This is a genomic window from Pectobacterium odoriferum, assembly GCF_009931295.1.
In the GTDB taxonomy this organism is placed as follows: Bacteria; Pseudomonadota; Gammaproteobacteria; order Enterobacterales; family Enterobacteriaceae; genus Pectobacterium; species Pectobacterium odoriferum.
On record NZ_CP034938.1, the window covers coordinates 1,697,710 to 1,716,729 of the forward strand.

Annotated in this window: 16 protein-coding genes and 4 pseudogenes; 3 read left to right on the forward strand and 17 right to left on the reverse strand. The window is 46.8% G+C overall.

Features of this window, described 5'->3' with window-relative positions; genetic code table 11:
- Position 1: 1 nt before the first annotated feature.
- A complete protein-coding gene (locus tag EO763_RS07530; protein ID WP_161528559.1) occupies positions 2 to 1,429 on the reverse strand; it encodes an AAA family ATPase in 1,428 nt (475 codons plus the stop codon).
- 422 nt (positions 1,430 to 1,851) lie between these two features.
- The gene (locus tag EO763_RS07535) at positions 1,852 to 2,817 is read right to left on the reverse strand and encodes an IS110 family RNA-guided transposase (protein WP_039494396.1); all 966 of its coding nucleotides are present in this window, start codon (positions 2,815 to 2,817) and stop codon (positions 1,852 to 1,854) included.
- 281 nt (positions 2,818 to 3,098) lie between these two features.
- On the opposite strand from EO763_RS07535, the gene EO763_RS07540 reads away from it, so the two are divergent.
- From EO763_RS07540 to EO763_RS07550, 3 genes are all read left to right on the forward strand, one after another.
- Positions 3,099 to 4,043 (forward strand): ArdC family protein, encoded by a 945-nt coding sequence (locus EO763_RS07540; protein ID WP_161528560.1) that lies wholly within the window; start codon positions 3,099 to 3,101, stop codon positions 4,041 to 4,043.
- A gap of 319 nt (positions 4,044 to 4,362) precedes the next feature.
- Entirely contained in the window at positions 4,363 to 4,599 is a 237-nt protein-coding gene (locus EO763_RS07545; protein WP_161528561.1) for a type II toxin-antitoxin system CcdA family antitoxin, read from the forward strand.
- A 2-nt stretch (positions 4,600 to 4,601) separates the two neighbouring features.
- A complete protein-coding gene (locus EO763_RS07550) occupies positions 4,602 to 4,916 on the forward strand; it encodes a CcdB family protein (RefSeq protein ID WP_161528562.1) in 315 nt (104 codons plus the stop codon).
- A gap of 33 nt (positions 4,917 to 4,949) precedes the next feature.
- On the opposite strand, the gene mobC is transcribed toward EO763_RS07550, so the two are convergent.
- The 15 genes and pseudogenes from mobC to EO763_RS07625 all read right to left on the reverse strand — a co-directional run bounded on the left by mobC (position 4,950) and on the right by EO763_RS07625 (position 19,018).
- A complete protein-coding gene (gene mobC, locus EO763_RS07555; RefSeq protein WP_161528563.1) occupies positions 4,950 to 5,702 on the reverse strand; it encodes a MobC family replication-relaxation protein in 753 nt (250 codons plus the stop codon).
- Between the two features lie 8 nt (positions 5,703 to 5,710).
- A pseudogene (locus EO763_RS07560) lies at positions 5,711 to 7,446 on the reverse strand (type IV secretory system conjugative DNA transfer family protein).
- A 794-nt stretch (positions 7,447 to 8,240) separates the two neighbouring features.
- Positions 8,241 to 8,543: a conjugal transfer protein gene (locus EO763_RS07565; protein WP_161528564.1), complete on the reverse strand. Its 303-nt coding sequence runs from the start codon at positions 8,541 to 8,543 to the stop codon at positions 8,241 to 8,243.
- Between the two features lie 43 nt (positions 8,544 to 8,586).
- Complete coding sequence (virB11, locus tag EO763_RS07570) at positions 8,587 to 9,603, reverse strand: P-type DNA transfer ATPase VirB11 (protein ID WP_161528565.1); 1,017 nt, start codon at positions 9,601 to 9,603, stop codon at positions 8,587 to 8,589.
- Complete coding sequence (locus tag EO763_RS07575; RefSeq protein ID WP_161528566.1) at positions 9,593 to 10,825, reverse strand: TrbI/VirB10 family protein; 1,233 nt, start codon at positions 10,823 to 10,825, stop codon at positions 9,593 to 9,595. Before EO763_RS07575 ends, virB11 begins: the two co-directional genes overlap by 11 nt.
- A pseudogene (locus EO763_RS07580) lies at positions 10,822 to 11,139 on the reverse strand (TrbG/VirB9 family P-type conjugative transfer protein); the annotation flags it as partial. The pseudogene EO763_RS07580 and the gene EO763_RS07575, both read right to left, overlap by 4 nt.
- A pseudogene (locus EO763_RS07585) lies at positions 11,126 to 13,174 on the reverse strand (VirB4 family type IV secretion/conjugal transfer ATPase); the annotation flags it as partial. The pseudogenes EO763_RS07580 and EO763_RS07585, both read right to left, overlap by 14 nt.
- A 9-nt stretch (positions 13,175 to 13,183) precedes the next feature.
- A complete protein-coding gene (locus tag EO763_RS07590) occupies positions 13,184 to 13,465 on the reverse strand; it encodes a TrbC/VirB2 family protein (RefSeq protein WP_161528567.1) in 282 nt (93 codons plus the stop codon).
- Positions 13,462 to 14,127: a lytic transglycosylase domain-containing protein gene (locus tag EO763_RS07595; RefSeq protein WP_161528568.1), complete on the reverse strand. Its 666-nt coding sequence runs from the start codon at positions 14,125 to 14,127 to the stop codon at positions 13,462 to 13,464. The genes EO763_RS07590 and EO763_RS07595 overlap by 4 nt, the downstream gene beginning before the upstream one ends.
- Before the next feature lie 103 nt (positions 14,128 to 14,230).
- Positions 14,231 to 14,425: pseudogene (locus EO763_RS07600) on the reverse strand (hypothetical protein); the annotation flags it as partial.
- Positions 14,426 to 14,567: 142 nt separating this feature from the next.
- A protein-coding gene (locus tag EO763_RS07605; RefSeq protein WP_244321988.1) for an IS3 family transposase occupies positions 14,568 to 15,793 on the reverse strand; the annotation gives its coding sequence in 2 pieces (ribosomal slippage) (positions 14,568 to 15,451 and positions 15,451 to 15,793; 1,227 coding nt in all).
- Between the two features lie 657 nt (positions 15,794 to 16,450).
- The gene (locus tag EO763_RS07610) at positions 16,451 to 16,906 is read right to left on the reverse strand and encodes a hypothetical protein (RefSeq protein ID WP_161528569.1); all 456 of its coding nucleotides are present in this window, start codon (positions 16,904 to 16,906) and stop codon (positions 16,451 to 16,453) included.
- A 153-nt stretch (positions 16,907 to 17,059) separates the two neighbouring features.
- Complete coding sequence (locus tag EO763_RS07615; protein WP_161528570.1) at positions 17,060 to 17,611, reverse strand: 3'-5' exonuclease; 552 nt, start codon at positions 17,609 to 17,611, stop codon at positions 17,060 to 17,062.
- 25 nt (positions 17,612 to 17,636) lie between these two features.
- Entirely contained in the window at positions 17,637 to 18,533 is an 897-nt protein-coding gene (locus EO763_RS07620) for an AAA family ATPase (protein ID WP_161528571.1), read from the reverse strand.
- The gene (locus EO763_RS07625) at positions 18,530 to 19,018 is read right to left on the reverse strand and encodes an HORMA-1 domain-containing protein (protein WP_161528572.1); all 489 of its coding nucleotides are present in this window, start codon (positions 19,016 to 19,018) and stop codon (positions 18,530 to 18,532) included. Before EO763_RS07625 ends, EO763_RS07620 begins: the two co-directional genes overlap by 4 nt.
- Between the last annotated feature and the right edge of the window lie 2 nt (positions 19,019 to 19,020).

A 19,020-nucleotide genomic window follows, 5' to 3' on the forward strand; every position in this document is an offset into this window, starting at 1 on the left:
TTTAATATTCCAATTCGTAATTAATGTTATCTTCTCTGTCTGAGGTTGATATTATTACATCGTCGAAAATTACTGTTTCAATACCATTATCATCAACGGAAATGTCGGAAATAACACCACTGTCTTCTATATGGAATACATTGACTTTCTTAGGTGATAATATATCTATATCTAATTCAACAAACTGTGTTAACTTATCTTTTTTATCTTTTATTCTGTTAAGCTTAATTCGATTATTTATCTCCCGTATGATATAATCACTGTGTGTTGTCATTATTATTTTTATTCCAGAGTTAACTAATCTTACAATTAGCTCGGCCATGATGACTTGATTATCAGGGTGTAAATTAAGTTCTGGTTCGTCAATTATAAGAGTACTATCCTTTAGAGCTAATTTGTTGATATACAAGTCAATAAATGACATGGCCTTAATGGATGATGATGCTACTTGCAACGGGATTTCTGCCTCTAAATCTCCTTTTTTATTTTTTATTGCGAAAGTTGTATCACCGAATTCATTGCGGATGAATTCCCCTTTTGTCATTTTTTCCAAACTATCTTTAATATTTTTAAAGTTTTTTGTCTTAGACAACTCACTGTTAGTTTTTTTCAAGTTACCATTACGTATAGCTCTAATATTATCGGCCACGGGCAGGGAGTATTTAGATATATTTCTTTCGAAGTGATGCCGAAAATTGCTATTTTTTTGTGAAGATATAGTATGTATTGATTTTCTAAGGTATTCTTCAGCCATGTAACTGCGATTATTATCTAGTTCAGGATAAAATAATTCTACTCCAGTGCGCTCAGATGTAATAATAAATGGATTGCTAATTCCTAGATCACACAAAGAAGATACCAATTCATCTGTTATAGTGTCGCAAAAATATCGATCCATGAATTCTCTAGTGTTGTCATCTACTGTTTCCGTCTGAATATGTGTGTTTTTACTAAAGGTGATTATTAGATGATCGGAATTTTTTTCTTTTTTGATAAACGCTACCTGAGAACCTAATGGATGTAAGACAGAGGTTTCAAGATTCTTTTTGATTGCCAAATCTAAAATTGAATTGAAATCAAATGTTATTTTTGTTTTCTTAAAAAAATCAGGGTTTACACAAAACCCTGTAGATAGAATGCCGTTTGTGATCTTTTGTACCTTGCCAACTGTTGTTTTGTAGAAAAGATTTTCCAGCGGAATTTTTATTTGATGAATGTTTTCAATATATGTTTTTTCTTTACTTTTATTTAAAATGTCAATAATAGGAAATTCATTTTTAACTGCTTCGTTGAATTTTTTTGCTAGTATGTATGTGGCATAGCTAAGATATGTTTTCCCTGAATTATTTTTGCCAAAAATTATGGTTAAATCATTTGTCGAGAAAAAACCTGATTTTACAGTGCCTAAATTTTCAATATTCAACTTCATTTAAATTTACCTTATTAATTAAGCAATTGTGATTTAGTCTATCACATAATTACCCAAATATGCATGTTTCCTTTTATCCCATGTAATCATGACATCAACACTTTGGCTTATGATTTCTCGGGGATTAAACAAACCGCTTTCTATTATAGTTATACTATCATGAATTTCACAACATATTGTATTTATTGTGTAATGTCTGATTCTGCATATTTATCACGATGATGGATAACTAGCTAAACCACACCAATCACTTCTAAGTGAGCTTTCTGCATCCATTTCACCGCTTCGGCCTAAGGGGCGCTACGCCCGGCTATGCAGGGGCAGTTTTTTCTCCCGCGTGACTTCCTCTCTCGTATCAGCTTCCGGTTAATCGTTTCCCAACACAACCCGTCCCGCAAGCAACTGTCTTTGAGAAAGCGTTTTTAATTTACGTTATGAAGCGCAATGTCCCATTTCTGCTCATCCCTTACCATGGCATTCAAAATTGCGATCAGTTTGCGCATACAAGCAACCAGAGCAAGCTTTTTGGCCTTCCCGGCGGAAAGCAAGCGCAGGTAAAACGCCCTGATCACCGGATTGAACCGCGTAGCAGTCAACGCTGCCATATAGAGTGTTGCTCTCACACTACCTCTGCCACCAAAGGTGGTGCGCTTCCCGCGCATTTTGCCTGAATCTCTGTTAAACGGTGCTACGCCTGCCAGTGCACTTATTTCCCGGCGTGTGAGTCTACCCAGTTCAGGAAGCTCTGCTAACAAAGTCGCGACAGTGGCTTCACCCACGCCCTTTACGCTGGAAATCAGCTCTGCGTGACGTTGGAAGTGTGTTATCACGTATTTATTCATCTGGCGGGTGATGCGCTTCAACTCGCTTTCTAGCGCATCAATTATGATGGCAATACTTTCCCTATTACCTGGATGAGATGGATAAAGTCGGTTCCGCTCAGCAACCAGCATCTGGTTTAACTGGCGACGCCGTACGACCATCGCTGTGAGTTCCTGACGAGTGATTTCTGGTAATGGGCGAATAAAGCGGCTGCGTTCAGGACTGCAGTCGATGACTTGTGCCAGTTGCGCTAACACGTTGGCGTCGAGTCTGTCGGTTTTAGCCAAATACCCCATTGAGCGGGCAAAATCTCGAGCCTGACGAGGATTGATAACGACTACGTCATATCCTTCCGCCTGAAGGTTGCATGCTACCGCCGATTCCAGACCACCAGTGGCTTCCATCAGAACCAATGAGACGCTGATCTCTTTTAGTTTTCTCAGGATCGCGGCGAAGCCATCTTCTGCATTATTCACCGTGAATGAAGCGAATTCTCCCGTTCCGGCAATATCCAGTGACTGTTTTGCCACATCAATACCGATAACCTGCTGAACTGGCTGACTCATATTACCCCTCCTTACGATACGAATTTAGTTCATTCAACTGTACGGGCTTCAAATGAGTGGCTCAGTTCATGCGCGGTTTGCTTGCGGTCGGGCTTAAAAACCCTGGGGTAAATACGTGCTGCATGAACCTTGCCAAATCCAACACCAGGGATCTTACAGCAACATCAACATATAAGGGTAAATGGCACGCATTCTGCGCCCTTGCTGGCCGGAACGATGTAGGGAAAGCGAACCGTCAGGCGATACGAAGACGAAAATCACACCACTGACGGAGAAAAAACATGACCATTTCCCTGCATACCCAGATTAGCGCCCCTAACACCGCAGCGGCGACCAGCGTATCCCCGCTGGAGCAGTCAGGCTCCTCAAAAACGAAATTTTCTAAAGCCAAAACCGATGTTTATCAGACTGTCACCAACAACATCATTGCAGCGCTTGAAGCCGGTGTAAAACCATGGTCTTGCCCGTGGAAACGAGTGCCGGGCATGTCTGGGTTGCCTTCCAACTTCGCAACCGGTATCGCGTATAGCGGAATGAATATCATGCTGTTGTGGTGCAGTGCGTCAGAACAGGGCTTCGGTGATTCACGTTGGATGACTTACAAACAAGCACAGGCAGTCGGTGGGCAGGTTCGCAAAGGCGAGCACGGCACGACAGCCATTTTCTATACAACCTTAGAGAAAGAAAACGAAGACGGTGACATCGACCAGATCCCGATGCTGAAAACCTTCAATGTGTTCAATGTTGAACAAATTGATGGCCTTCCACTGACAGCTGAAACAGTCAGCTCGGAAGCAACCTTTGACCCGTTGCCGGAGGCCGAAAATCTGTTCCAGAAGAGCGGCGCAAACATCATTGAGAAAGGACAAAACGCCTTTTTCAGACCTTCAACCGATGAAGTCTGGCTACCAGAGCGCCATCTGTTTTCAGATGCAGCTAATTTCTACGCTACTGGTTTGCATGAGCTGGTTCACTGGAGCGGTGGTAAAAAACGACTTAACCGTGAAATGAAAGGGAAATTTGGCAGTGCAGATTATGCGGAGGAGGAATTAGTGGCTGAGCTGGGAAGTGCTTTTCTGATAGCGGATTTGGGGATTGTTGGAGAGGTGCAGCATGAAAGCTATATTGCCTCATGGCTCCAGGCGCTGAAAAACGACAAGCGCTATGTTTTCAAAGCGGCCAGCGCCGCCTCAAAAGCGCATCGTTACTTGATGGATAAGGTTTGAGTTGGAGAATAAAAAGCTGCAAAGGAGTGCGGCTTTAACCTTATATCGGGCAGGGAAGGTGACAGAGGTTTAAATTTCCCTGCGAATTTTCTGGACATAATATGCCCGGAAAATTTGCAGGCTGCGGGTGCGGGCGGCAAAGAGCCCGCGCATCCCGCAAACGGCGTTTGTACATCGGTGATTGCTGTAAACGACGGCTCAGGTATGACGACTGGCTGTGAAGTTTGCAGGACTGCAACGGTAGCAGAGCCTGTTTTTAGTGTTATGATAAGTGCATTATGCCGTGTAATTCACACGTATTTCATGCAGGAGAGAAACCATGACCGGGAAACAACGCAACACGCAGAGCGTGACCATGACAGTAGAGCGTGCCTTACTGGTAAGAGCGCGTGAGGCGGGCATTAATCTGAGTGCTACCCTGACAACTGCCCTGGATGCAGAGCTTCGCTCTCATGAAGCGAAAAAATGGCAGGAAGAAAACAGGGAGGCTCTCGCAGCACTAAATCGTTTTCATGATGAGCAGGATTGTTTCAGCGATGAATACAGGACGTTTTAACCATGCAATTCACTGTATACGGTAATACCGGGAAAAGCGTCGTTTACCCGCTGTTGCTCGATGTCACGAGCGATATTATCGGGCAATTGAATCGTCGGATAGTGATCCCATTGCTCCCTATTGAAAAGTATCCGGCAGGTCGCCGACCGGATCGCCTTGTCCCCGTCGTCATGCTGACGGACGGCAAAGAATACGCCGTAATGACCCACGAGCTGGCAAGTATCCCTGTCCAGGCTCTGGGGGCGGTGTTTTGTGATGCATCGCAGTACCGCACTCAGGTAAAGGCCGCAATAGACTTCCTCATCGACGGATTCTGACGTTTTTTTCTATGCTGTCAAACAGGCATGCCTTTAATCGTGGCTGGCGGGAGCCTGTTCAAGTTCGTCTATCGTGCGGAAGAGAAACATCTCCCGGTTTTTCGCATCAAACGGAACCGAAATTCCGTTCCTTACCACCGTCCTGATACTGTCAAACAGCCTGATGAGCGCGATTTTGGTTTTGTTGTTCTGCATAACATACATCGCATAGTGCCAGCGTCCGGCGTCGCTGGCGGCGAGATGACTGTTAATGATGCTGATGTAACGGGCGCGGGTTTTCATCGACCGCTCTGTTTCCACCGCAACGATGGCACCGCTGCTTAAGGTAATAATGCCGTCCGGTCGGTGCCGGAAGCCCGGGTATCGCGACATAAATTCTCTCCGATCGCCGTTAAGCCAGCCTGTACCGCCTTTTTCCTCAAGGGCGATCCTGACCCGCTGATTTAACAGTCGATGTTCCAGCGTCGAGTGTTTGAGTTTTCCTGGTTCAAAATAGGCAGGGAAAACCTTGTCATCAGCGCTAACCACCATCGCCAGTCCCTGCATGCTGAGCCCCCACAATGATTTTTTCCCGGTCAATACCGGATATTCGTGTTTAATCAGGAGGCCCATCGCAACCGCTTTATTGAGCAGTTTATACATCGCATGGTTATGTTTTCCTTTATAGCCGACAACTTTTTTTAAGGTCCGCAAATCAGAGAACGTTTCTTCCTTGAGAAAATACAGCAATGCCCACATTCTCCGTTTTGCGGCTTCATTTCTTTCAGTAACGTTATGAATAAGCATTGATAGCCTCACAGGTTAATGGAGGGTTTGTGAACCTGATTTTCTTTTTCGGTATGCGGAGGGTTTTTATGCTCAAATGAAAACAGGTCGATATATTGCTTCTTTGCTGGTATGTGGAATAGTTTGGTTGCCTTCGCCAGATCGTTCTGGGTAAAAACAAAACCAACAAATTTGGGGAGGTTAAGCAACATGTTGCTGTCTATATAATATCGTTCAGCCTGACGGATCATCCTGTCAGTATCCATTTTCTCCGTCAGGGATATATCCGTTTTAACTTTCCTCATTTCATCGTCAACCAATATAGAGCCTGTCATTCTGGCGACCCAGTCGGCAGTATCCGGATCGCGAAGGCGATAAACCAGCATAAACTTGCAGTTCTCAATCACCGAACCAGCAACGGCATCACCTTCCAGATCTGCCGGACAGTCATATAAATCTTTTACCGACTGGTGAGCCATGATGATATGCACGCCTTTATCCCTCGCTGCGCCAAGTCCTTCAAGCGCAGGGCGGGACAGGTGATACTTGAGTTCATCAAGGAAAATAGCGACCGGGCGAAGTTTCCCTTTTATGCGGTCACGCGTTTCGGCTATCTGAATCAAGCGAGTTAAAATCATGCGCTGAGCCGAGATGATTTTCTGGTTACGCATCGAGCCGATGATGTAGCAACATCCGCCTTCATCAAAAATGGTCTTTAGGGAAAATCCCTTATTGGCATTAATGGAGTTCACTAAAGCGATTTCCTCAAGCTCGCCATAAAAAGCAGGCACATCTTCACTGAGGGATTTCACAAAGTCAGTGTTAAATAAGTCGCGTAACGTCATTTCTTTTTCATAAATAGCTGCCGTATTTCTGGCTGCACGACGGTCGGCAATACGATAAAAGTCAGCACCTTCGCCTTTTTTACCCAGGCTGAAACCTGCATTAAACAGCTCTTCCAGTTGTTCATGAGAAATATCAGCCAGTAAATCAAGCTGAAAATTAAGGTCATTCAGGTTAATAAGAACAAATTTTTTTCCCGCTTTCTGACAAGCTTCCCGTAGTACATGCGGTGCCCACTCATCATTTTTAGGATCTTCGACAAATACGCCTTCACCTGAAAGTATTGCCTGATAAAGCAGTACACAGGCACTGACGCCTTTACCGGAACCTGTGGTGCCGATAAGGTCGGCGTGCTGAGTTTGAAATTCTTCGGCGGTGATATATTGCGGCTGGTCGTCTTTATCCAGCCCGATAAAAATACCTTTATTCAGGTCAATATAATCCAGCGGACTATATGAAATGCTGTCAGGTAGCATGTCTCTGACTTCACGAACATCCGTTCTGACATTTCTTTCCAACTTGCTTTTTTTAATCATCCTATGTTTTAAACTGTCGATTTCCCCCGTCAGCAGCCTTCGGACTACAATATGAAAAGCCAGACCTGCCAGCGTAAATCCGACAGTCAGTATCCAGCGTGATAATCTGAGCAAGATGTTATTATCGAGCACTTTAAAGAAAAAACTCAGCCCCTGAATGGTCAGCGGTGACAGGGTGCCAAATATGAAAAAGAAGGTGGATACACCCGCCACCAATTTTAACCAAAAGGGGCATTTTTTCTTTCTTCACGAGGCAGATTAAATATAAATGGCAGCGTCAGTCCGGCAAATATGGATAATATTACCGGGTTATGTTGCAGCCAGAGCAGAAAAAAAGAAAAGACATCCGTAAAGGCATTCAACCTTTGCATCAGATGAGTTCCCATTACAGTGACCTCCGGTCTGATTTCGGTGTGACGGGCGCATCACATGGGCGTCACCGATGGACGTTAAACCCCACGCCCATACGAGACGCCTATTGATGACGCCCATAAAAGAATGAAAAGCACTGAACGTCTCCGACGCTCATGCCCGTATCCGCGCTTTCAGAAAACAGCCGACGCATGGTCGTCAGTTCCCTGAAACGCCCAAATGACGGGCAACGGCGTGTGACATTACGCTTGTGCTGGACGCTCTCACTGCATGTCACATGGGGTAATGTCGTGGCTGGACGCCGCGCCAAAACCCCCAAGGGCAAAGGCGGCACACCGTCGCCCGCTACGCGCGACCAACCCCTTTAAGACGGTCGCTTTCGCCTTTTTATTCCCTTTGCTCGTTCCTCGCAGCGTGAATAAAAGGGAAGCTGACCTTTAAAGGGGTTGGTCGCGCCACGCTACCGACTTTTGGCCGGAGACTTAGCTGCGACGGTGTGCGGGGCAAGCCCCCCAAATAAACCGCTATCGTGGGCGATAGCTTTTCGCTCGCTGGGGCGGCGAAATTTATTCGGCTCCCCCCGGTCTGCAAAATCCGCGTGGGCGCGGCTGTTTGCAGATGGGTTCGGCGACGCAAATTAGCAATTTCTTTGAAATTGAATTTACTCGCCTTACGCCACTTTTAAATTTCTGCTATTCGCATAAATTTAAAAGCCTAAAATCGTCATGATCGGTGTCGAGTTTTCCATCCAGATTTGACAGGGGAATGGTAACAATCCGGATGTTGTTATTACCGTTTTTCTTTGAATTCAATTACGCAAACGGCCAAACTTATTAATTATCTGGTCGATAACTTTCGGGTCGGCTGATTTGCATTCGAGCAATAAGGTTTTTCGTGCATCGGCGGTACGGTTAGGGTGAAATCCGTGTCGGTTCTTTTTAACAATAGTAAAGAAAGTGCGTTCAGCAGACAGGCATTCATTTTCTCCACCATTACCGGTTGTTTTACCGTACAGACATAAAACAATCTCGCAGGCATCAGCGGCCATTACGGAAGAGGGCAGTAGTAAACTCATACAGAAAAGGCAGGCGGTGAATAGGATCGTTTTCATATCAAATACCTTTATTGGGAATAACAGGTAATTTAGCTATTTTTTATCTGAAGGTTTCTTTCATTTGATGAAGGTGTATCGGTTTGAAATAAATATCACCCATCCGACGAATATCACCGTGAATATCTACGCTGACGATGATATCCACGCATTTAAGCACCTTGCGTAACAGCACATCGAACGGGATATTTTTGCAATCTGCATTTTCATAACATCGGTCAATGATCCCTTCAATACATTCTTCCGCGCTGCCTGCGTGCAGGGAGGTGATAAGACCCTCATGCCCTGAGCCAATAATTTTCAGCGCATCCCACGCCTCCCGCCCACGAATTTCTGCCAGCAGAATGCGATCTGGATTCATGCGATAATTCGCCCGGATAAGTCTGCCGGGTGTGATAATCGCCTCGTCTCCGGCATCTGCCGGGTAAAACAGATGGACATAATTAGCGTGGTGGTAAAAACGGATTTCAGGATTATCTTCAATCGTGGTTAGCCTGAGATGTGACGGAATATAGTGCAGCAACGTCTTCATATAGGTGGTTTTACCGGAGCCGGTTTCACCAACAATAAAGAGGGTTTTGCCGTACTCGATGGCCTTTTCGATAAAGTAGGGAATATCACCATTGTTATAGCATCGGGTCAGTTCATCATCTCTGCTTTCGTTTCTCTCCTTACCCGCTAGCCGGTTATAAAAACCGGCATCAATCCAGGACTGATGCGTTTTCTGCTCAAATGACGGGTTTCGCAGCGTAATTGATACGGTATTCCGCTCGCAGGCTGGGGGAATAATGATCTGGACACGTTCACCTGATCCTAATGTGGCGGAAAGGATAGGGGAGGTATCATCGATATTGTCCTCATTCCATGAGGCCAGTGCTTTGGCAAACGCATGGCACTGACGCAACGTAACCGGAGAATCATGCTTCTGCCATCGACCGTTTATTTTGGTGTGGATCTCTCCGGGGCGGTTGATGGCGATTTCCGTCAGGCCTGCCAGTGGCAGAAATTCACCAAATAACTGGTTTTTCATAAAATCCAGCGACAGGTTTTCAGCGCTCATACCACCTCTTTTTCAGCCGCAGTTGATAAACGGAAGAGAAATCGATATCCGTACCGGTCATGATGCCGATCACATCTCCCTGATTCAGATACATCGTGGGCGGGATATTGATGCTGTTATCCAGCGCTGTTTTCGCCATTTCTGACGCGGCGGCGCGAGTGTTTTCGGTGTAATCGGTATTACGGTCTTTCCCCGGTGCTGAATCTGAAGCGGCGGCGGCCACGTCCTGTACGGTGCTCAACATCAATGCATTGCCGAACCGTTCCCAGAAATGGGTATCAATCCAGCCGCTAATCCCTGCCTCACCCAATGGACCGGTGGCTTCGGTATCAATCAGCGGGATTTGCAGGCTACCGGGTTCCGGTGTGCGTAATTCCGTCCAGATGACAAACATCCGGCTCCGACCATGTTGCAGCGCCCCGGTGCGGTAGAACCCTCTGGCGACGGTTCCGGCAGGGAGCAACTTCACGTAATGGTTTGCGCTGTAGACATTTTCGCCGATAAGGCAGGAAATCCGGCCACCCACGTCAGAGACAAAACGTCGCATCATTGAGCAAGGAATATAGCGATCAACCGGCAGGTAGAGATTGGGATCGAGACCCAGTCGCCTGACGCTGGTCACTTTTGCGACACCGGGATTGGCGTTGTTAGCCTCTGTGCCAGATGTGGTTGCAGGTGCGTCTTTGCTCTGATTGTGCTGTGTGCCGGAAGGTGCCGTTTGTGAAGCCTGGGTATTACCGCGTTGTGTGGAATCAGCGGCACTACTTGACCCATCGACCAGTGCCGCTGCCTTATTTAAAGCGGGGGGCTCTTGCGGTGGTGCTGCCTGTATTGGGGGAGTATTTGTTGCAGTTTCCTGTTTGTCCTGACCGAACAGGCCGAACGGATTGTTGTCCATGCCGAGGTTTTTACGCTCGTGTTGCTCTGTACTGGCTGATGGCGGTGCTGTGGTTTCAACCGCCTTATCATCGCTTTGCTTTAATGCGACAAGGAAGCGATCTCCACCCAATGCCAGCACAATCAGCACTATTAAACTCAGCAAGATGACTATCAGCGTTCGGCGGCTTGAGGCTTTCTTGAAACGGGTGACTTTGGGTTGACCGGGAAGCGTGTTCTGCTCCGGTGCCTGACTCGCTATCGCTGAACGGGCGCGTTCACGGGCTTCGGCTTCCAGCTCCGCCACGGTTTTTTCCGTTGTCTCTGGGATGGATTTATCAGTCATTTAGCCTCCAGCGTAACGACAGATGAAACGGTGTCATCGCTGCCAGCGGTAGCGTTGCCAAATGACGTATTCTCAATCCCGACTACCGCGCTGCCGTAGCGCAATACCAACTGTGGCGACATTGCCCGCACGACGACCACGGTATAGTTTCCGTGTTTGGTTATGCGGGGCGTGACGGTCTGTTCCTGCCCGTTAACGAGCCGGAAGATAGACGGAAGGATTTTGACGGGAGAAAATCCCAGATAGATAAAGCGACCATCATCGTAAGTAAAATCTGGTGCTATGTAGACTGAACCCGTCGCGACCCGCTTTGGTCGGTGGTTCTGGCAATACTTCCAGCAATCGGGTAATGCCATAACGGCGATATTCCGGCGGATAGTCCAGCATGATGGTATCCACCGCAGTGCTGATACGCTCTTCATCGCGGGGATCGAGTGGCTTACCGTCACGACGGCACAGCATGCGGATTAGCCGCTTGATAAAGCTGATATTCCGTCGTGTGGGTGCAAGTGAAAACGGGTTGAATCCGGTAGGGATACCAGTCTGGATACGGAAGTAGCGACCGCCCATCTGGCGGATCGACATTTCTGCCGCTCTGTCTTTATCAAAGTAAACGGTGGTCAGCCGCTTGATGGTGGCTGAGGCGGAAAATGTCGCCGGATTACGGTACTTCTGCATCAACTGTTTCATCATCGTCATCAGCAGGGTCTTTCCTGAACCTGTTTTACCGATGATGGCGGTATTCCCAGGCGTTTTCTCATTGAAGTCATTCCGTCCTGCCTGACTGTCATGCAGATTCAGATAGTAACCGCCACCACCGGGGGATTTTAGGATAGCAATAGCCTCACCCCACGGATTGCCGTGACGTTTGTGGGGATGAAAGTTATGCAGACTCCCCATATCCGCGTAATTCTTGCTACTGACCATCACCAGACGGGGGCGTAACGTATACACGCCGGGAAGTTGAGCCAGATAAGCGGCAGGTAATGACAGCGTAGACAGGGATGTCATTATGCCGAGATCGTTAAAAGGCTGAGCCAGCGCATTGGTCTCCTTGACTACCTGATCGGCGCTGGCGGACGAGACCAGCAGCGAGAAGTGATACTTGCCGCAAGACACATGACCAGACTGGAGCAGGTCGCGTAAGGCGATCAATTCCTCTCGCTGTGAAATGGCGTCATCATCGGTTGAGTTCAGCCGTTTTTCTGCCAGTCGGATATGATTTTGCGCTTCATCTCGTGCCATGCAGGTGAAAGATTGCGTCAGCACATACTCGCTTTCGGCATACAGCAGCGCATCGAGCAGGCCAGTATAGGTTTCTGGTGAATAGTCTTTAATTTCCAGACTGCGGAAGAAACGGGAGCCGCCGACCGTCTGACATTCGGCGGTATCGGTAGTGAAGAACACATCCGGCGTGCTGAGTGTGTGATAAAACGGTGTGCGCGTCACTGCCACGTTCTGCCATTTACCTGTAATCAGCCGATGATAGAAAGCCAGTTGTGAGGAGTAAGCCCGACCTTTTTCTTCATAAAGGCCCAATGGTGTTGCCACATAACGCGACAGGGCGATGTGGATGGCTTCATGGTGCTCCAGCATCTTTTTCAGTGCATCATCCAGAGCCGCTTTCCTTTTTCCGGCGGTCTGCGTCTTCATGACTTTTTTCTCCAGCGTGGAGAAAGGGACATAACAGACGGTAAAAAAAAGTCGGTGCCGCCAGAGCGGTTTCTCTTTTAGTGGCTGGTAATAGCGTTCAGTGACCTCATCTGAAAAGGGAATGCCCGAACTGGCATCAAAGCCATCCTGATATTTCTCTCGCATGCGGTGAATATAGAAGGTGATCGGTAGCCCTTCATACGAGCGGATCAGGTTGTTAAGGTGGCTTGCCAGCAATGTCAGATGATGCTCGTCCTCACATTCAAACACAGTACCGTCCAACTCCCAGGTAGCGACTAAATCACCGGCGCGATTTCTTATGATGTGAGGGTGAATGTGGGAGGAGTAAGGAATGTATTTATCCAGCGTGGTGCGCTCGTTTAATTTCATCTTAGCGGTAAACTCCGAAACATCGACGGCGTCATAGTGGCTTGCCAGCACGGCACGGGCACCGAAATGGCGATCCGTGGCAAACCGCCCACGGGTTTTAAAGGCCAGCCACAGCAGTCCGAAATAATGAATATCCGTTCGGGCCTTTGCTTTCATTTCCAGCCAGGCAGGGATTAATAACAAGGCAAGGTAATAGCTTGTGTAAACCGACAGCAGGACAATAGCCCCGCTGACGATCACGAACGGGACGAGAGGGATGCCCATAATGGCGGCAGGGCGGGTCAGCGCTTTGTTCAGGGTAGTCATCGGTTCCCCCTAGGATGCCCAATAGGCACCAAAGCCCGATGCGCCGACGATTAGGATGGCTCCGATAATGACGTTGCGCATTTCATGCAGGCTTTTACCGTCAAACAGCACTTTGTAACCTACCCACATGGTTGCCAGCGTGATCGTGACGGCGGCCAGCCCGAGCAAACCGGTGGAGGTATTATTCAGCGTATCGTTGGCTTTATTAAATCCGCTTCCTGCTGCCAGCGTTTGGGTTGATATCAACAGGGAAGAAAACGCGGGCCAGTATTTACGTTTTTGCATCGTCATTGCTCCTCATTAATCACAGGCAGGGATATATCACCGCGAAGGATGGTGTCGGGATAGTGCAAGGAGGCCACCACAGGTGTGGCTTTATCGGTGAGCTCACCGCGCAGGACGGTGGTCGGATAATGAATCTCTGAAGTGGATTGGCTGGTGGTACTGCGCTTGAGATCTTCCCGCGTTGACGGGACAGCATAGCCAATACGCTGGATGTAACTGGTTTGGTTAAAGGCAGATTCTGGCTGCTGACCCGTATCGAAATTGCCGGAATAGTAACAACTGAGTGCTCTTTTCAGCGTGCCGCCTCGCTGGTAGCAGTCGGTAAGGATGCGCTCGAAAATGGACAGATTGATGCAGGGGTCTAACAAGTCATGGGCCGTCACGCCATAATGCCGGAAGTTGGTGCTGGTGATTTGCATCAGACCGACCGAATAGCGGCGACCTTTTTCCTTTACCCGGTTGATGGTGTTGACGGCAGCTTGCTTGCTGGTGGGCTGATGAGAAATGACACTTATGCTATCGGGCGCTCTTTCTTCCTTCGGCACAATCTCAGCGACAGCGTAAGGATTAAAGCTGGATTCCACTTTAGCTACATCAAACGCTGTGGAGGGGTGAATTGTGGCGGCACACTGCATGGCCGCCACCAGAAAGGCTGTGGGTGAAAGCATGGTTGCCTCGGTAAAAAGTCGAGCCACACGAAGCCATCAGACTACGGTGGCAAGGGAAGGAGTGTGAGAGCTGATCGTTAATCGAGCGGAGGAGTCTGCGTGTATCGTTATCGTCTTTCGGTTCAAGGAGTACCAACTTACCGGAGACCGCAATACCGGGTGTCAGTACGATGTTCAATCCGGGTTTTCCGTTATGAGCGAACGCTACACCGACTTTTGTCCAGTACGTGTTTTTCTCTCGGTTTGAGTTGGGCTGGTTTTCCTGCGTGACAAATACGTGATAGGTAGGTTTTCTCATGCTATTTCCTTTAATAAAAAGTCATGGTGAATAACTCAATCGATCACATCCCGATTCTGCATTCCGGTTTCAACGGGTCAGCGAGAACATTCAGCGGCACCCTGAATTGTGGTTGGAGTTGCCCCTACTAAAACGGACACGGCTAATTAGCAGCTAACATGGCATCGCGATATTCGCGTGGGGATTTCATATTCAGCCCCTTGTGCGGATGCAGGTTATTATAGTCCTCCATCCATTCTGCCATTTTTTCCATCACTGATACTGCATCCGGCAGGTCATTTACGTAGACGTAATCCCGCTTGAACGTCTTGACGAACGATTCTGCCATGCCGTTGCTTTCCGGGCTACGTACTGGGGTGGTACACACGATGAACCCCAGTGAACTGGCGAACGTACGCGTGGCATCGGCTATGTAGCAACTGCCGTTATCAGTCAGCCATTCTACTGCATGTGGGACCATCAGTGCGTTACCGAACCGCTTCTCCAGACTTTCTGTCAGCAGATCCTGTACCATTACACTGCTGATACCCCCTGTGGTGGCACTCCAGCCGATAACCTCTCGGTCACAGCAGTCCAGGCTGAACACCACTCGTACCACTTCACGGTTCCAGCAGCGGATTTCAAAGCCGTCAGAGCACCACCGGGTATCCGGTTTCAGTGTGATCACACTACCGGTATGGTTGCGGTGTTTTTTCTCATGACCCGATTTTGCCAGCAGCAGGTTATGGTGTTTCATGATCCGGTATATCCGCTTTGGATTTACCCGGCGACCGTCTTCCTTTAACCTGCGATTCAGATGTGCGGTGACCCTGCGATAGCCATTTGTCGAGCGCTGGCTGCATATCTGTCTGATTGATGGCAATAATTCCTCATCCGCTTCTTTGCTGTAACGCGCCATACGGGGCAGTCGCTGCCCACTCAGGCGTTCATAAAGATTAGAGCGTGATACCTGCAGTACCTGTGTTATCCGGATTAGGGGATATCGTCCGGTGGCAGCAATGGCATGCGCGATATCAACTTTTTTGACTGCGCTATCTCCAGCGCATCGCGGAGGATTTCGGCTTCCATTGTTTTACGTCCCAGCATCTGCTCAAGCTGTTTTACCTTTTTTTCCAGTGCCTTAACTTCAGCAACACTGACAACGTCATCGCCAGCAGCGATCGCAGATTGGCCACCTTCGTTCATAAGTCGTTTCCATTTAAAAAGCAGACTGGGTGTAATGCCATATTGCCGGGCAACCAGAGAAACGGAATAGCCGGGTTGCATGGACAGCGCAACAAAACGGGATTTTTCTTCGGCAGTATAACGGCGTCGCTTCTGCTCGCCAGTGATCACTTCGATTCTTTGCACAAGACACTCCTTAAACATAGGTCTATGCCTATGTCTTATTGATGAAGTGTCCGGTTTAAATGGGGGCTACTACAGTGGTTGTGTGACAGCCCGATTCGCATTGTTAAAGAGCAATACCCGCCCCGGACGAATAAACGTCCATAAAGCTCGCCAGTTGAAGGTGGCGTGATTAGCGTGCGATATAGGCGTCAGGATGAGAATGAGAAAATCAAAAATGGAATGAGAGAGAAAATGTGTAGTGTGGTGATTATATAAGGTTGGCTGTATTGGCTTGGATTTGAGCTGGTGCTATTGTAGCTTATTGGCATGCCTAATCTGACAGACAGATTTGTGTCAAGAGCGGAAATTCTAACTTAGCGAACTTTAAAGATACAATAATATATAACTTTTCGGTTGCCTCGAGTGGCTTTGGCGAGAGTCAAAGCCACTCGAAGAAGTTATTTCAAAATGACGGTCATAAGACTGCTGAAAACAGAACCTGTGATAAAGACGTGCCCTGTACTGATATCTTCTTTGTGCATGTCCGCGAACCTTGTAAATATGCTTTCAGCATCAGTCGTGAGTACCTCTTCTAAGAGCTTAACCCAGCCGTCTTCGACAAATTGCGCGGAATTTTCCGTATCAGACTTTGCTAAAACCGCGACTTGAATAGATTTATTCGCCTTGAGCACAAGTTTACTGCATAAGAAAAACAGTAAATAATGGAGATAACGCTAGAATAAAACCGACATTTGCCACAACAAAAAAAGACACCCTGAAGCAACGACCATAAGTCCACACTGAAAACAATGAGGTATTGACTGAACTGTCAGAACTTTCCTTATGAAAAATCACGTAACTAAACTCATCAAAGCCTTTTTCCAGCTTAATGAGAGCAGCTTCAGAGTTCTTTATAAGTGAAGACACCCGCTCATCTAACTTAAAGAAAATGAAAGACATGAATATTATAAACACGCCCATAGCGGATGCAAAGTAGACATATTTACCACCTTGCTGCAAACACACACCACTGCCTGCGGCAAGTAATCCTATGATAGCAATGTAAAAATTAAAAACTGTCATCCTTTGCTGCGTGTGAATTTCAAAATACTTCCATGCATGTTCGAATGCCAACGATTTATTATCACTCATCTTTTTTCCAGTTAAATTATGAAGTTAAAATCTATATTTTAGAACATCATATAACCATGTTTCACTCTGATTAAAGCAATGTACAATCCGGCCAATCTCTTACGTTCATAAAAATAACACTCGAAGAGATTGACCTTTTAAAAAACACTAATTCTATTTTTTCTTACTCATCTCATATACCGAGCGGAAAAGCTCAGCCTGATATTGGGCATCATGAAGAGCATTATGGTCTCCCTGTTTGGATGGTTTAACAATTGCATCAATCGCACTAGATCGAGTATCACCCCATGAGCAACCAGTAACTCCCATGAACAGAGCTTTGATGTCCAAGGCAGTAAATCCAAATGGGTTCTTTCCGAGGTATTTAAGGAAATAAAAGTTCACGAATCCCCAGTCGAACGGGGCATTTAACCCAACAAATACAGGCTTACAACCTTCAGTTAAGGTACCTTCAATCCATTCAGAAAATTTCGTCATTGCCTCAGCAGGAGAAACTCCCTTCTTTTTTGTTTCTGCCAGCGTCAGATCACTAACCTCTAATGCTTCAGCTACAAATCTATCACTAATAGGTTTAAGCATTATCGAAAAAGACACATCAGGTTTATATGCCAGACAAGCACCTAAAGTTAGCATGCTATGCTCACCTACTATGGGGCCAGATGTTTCAATATCTACTGAGATAAAAACTTCACTATTCTTATTCATTGAACGCTCCAACATGTCATCTGAATTACCCAGCCATCACGGGTGAAGGTTCTAATTCAGACACGGCTTGATAAAAATGTTCAATTCTCAATGGTGAATCAGGAAATGCTAAAGATACAGCCGCTGGGTATAGCCTCGTTCTAATGTCTGAATATGTCCAAGCAGGCTTTGTATCTGTTACGGCAGTTGCTTTAACAAGCTTCAACAAGTCATGGGGGGAGAATCCCATATCCTGCAGATCATTTTTAAATAATTCAAGACGTTCCACATCTGAAGGCCGGGTAAATTCCTCAACAATCGATGCACGTCTTATAACTGCAGCATCGAGAGCGGCGAGGCGATTTGTACAGAGAATGACAAAAATTCGCCCGCTGTGTTTACGCACATTGTCAATGGATTGAATGAGCGTATTCACACCCACTTTATCTTCATGATGACTATGAACCTGACTACGAGAAGCCCCTAGCGAATCCCCTTCATCAATAATAAGGAATGCGCGTCCTCTACCAGGACCTATGGATCTAGTAATGTCTTCAAAGGCCTGAGTTATCAGGGTTCCCATTTCACCCACTTTACCCGTACCGCGAACTTTATTGCTAAGCTTGAAGAGAATTGCATCTTCAATTTTTGCTTCACGGGCTAGTCGATTCGCAATCGCCTCAGCATTCGCTGTTTTACCTGTACCAACGTCTCCGTGGAAAATAGCCAATGGATACTGTTCATTCAGTAAACCAATTACAGTGAGTTTTTTTCTGTGATGTACTTGACTCCATCGGTCCAGCTCATCGGCTTGTAAAATCAGTTGAAGGCGCTTTTTGACGCGCACATAGCGTGCTTCGAAACCTAATAATTTTTGGGACTGCGCATTAAGCTGAGCAGTTGGTAGGTTTTCTTTAACTTCAAATACGGATTGATTGCTCACGAAAAATCCTCTCTGTTTGTGCCGAATCCATTACTGCTATAGCCTCTACCCGTAGATGAGGTTAAGTCTTTATGACTGACATCGGTTGAAGACGGTCCCCATGAGATTTTAAACGGAAGCCCTCTTCTTTTTTCCGGTGATGAAGATTCAGAGTAGCGAAGGTGAATACGTACCCAACCCCCTTGATCTTTAGGTGTGAGCGGCCATATAACGCCACCAGGTCTTTCAGAGCCAGTCGCTCCTTCCTGATGAAAGACGTATCTGATAGCTTTCACTTCTGTTAAGCCGTTCATGAGTGTTACATCAGCAAACTTGATATGGTTTCCTTTAGCCAGAATTTCGATATCGTGGGCATAATTTGCGGCATCATTTTCTGTTATAGCTTTAGTTGAACCAGCTATCATAATAAAATCTGCTTTTACGCTACGCATGACTTTTTCAACATCAGCAACTGTATATGTAGTCGTATTAGTATTTGTGCTCATAT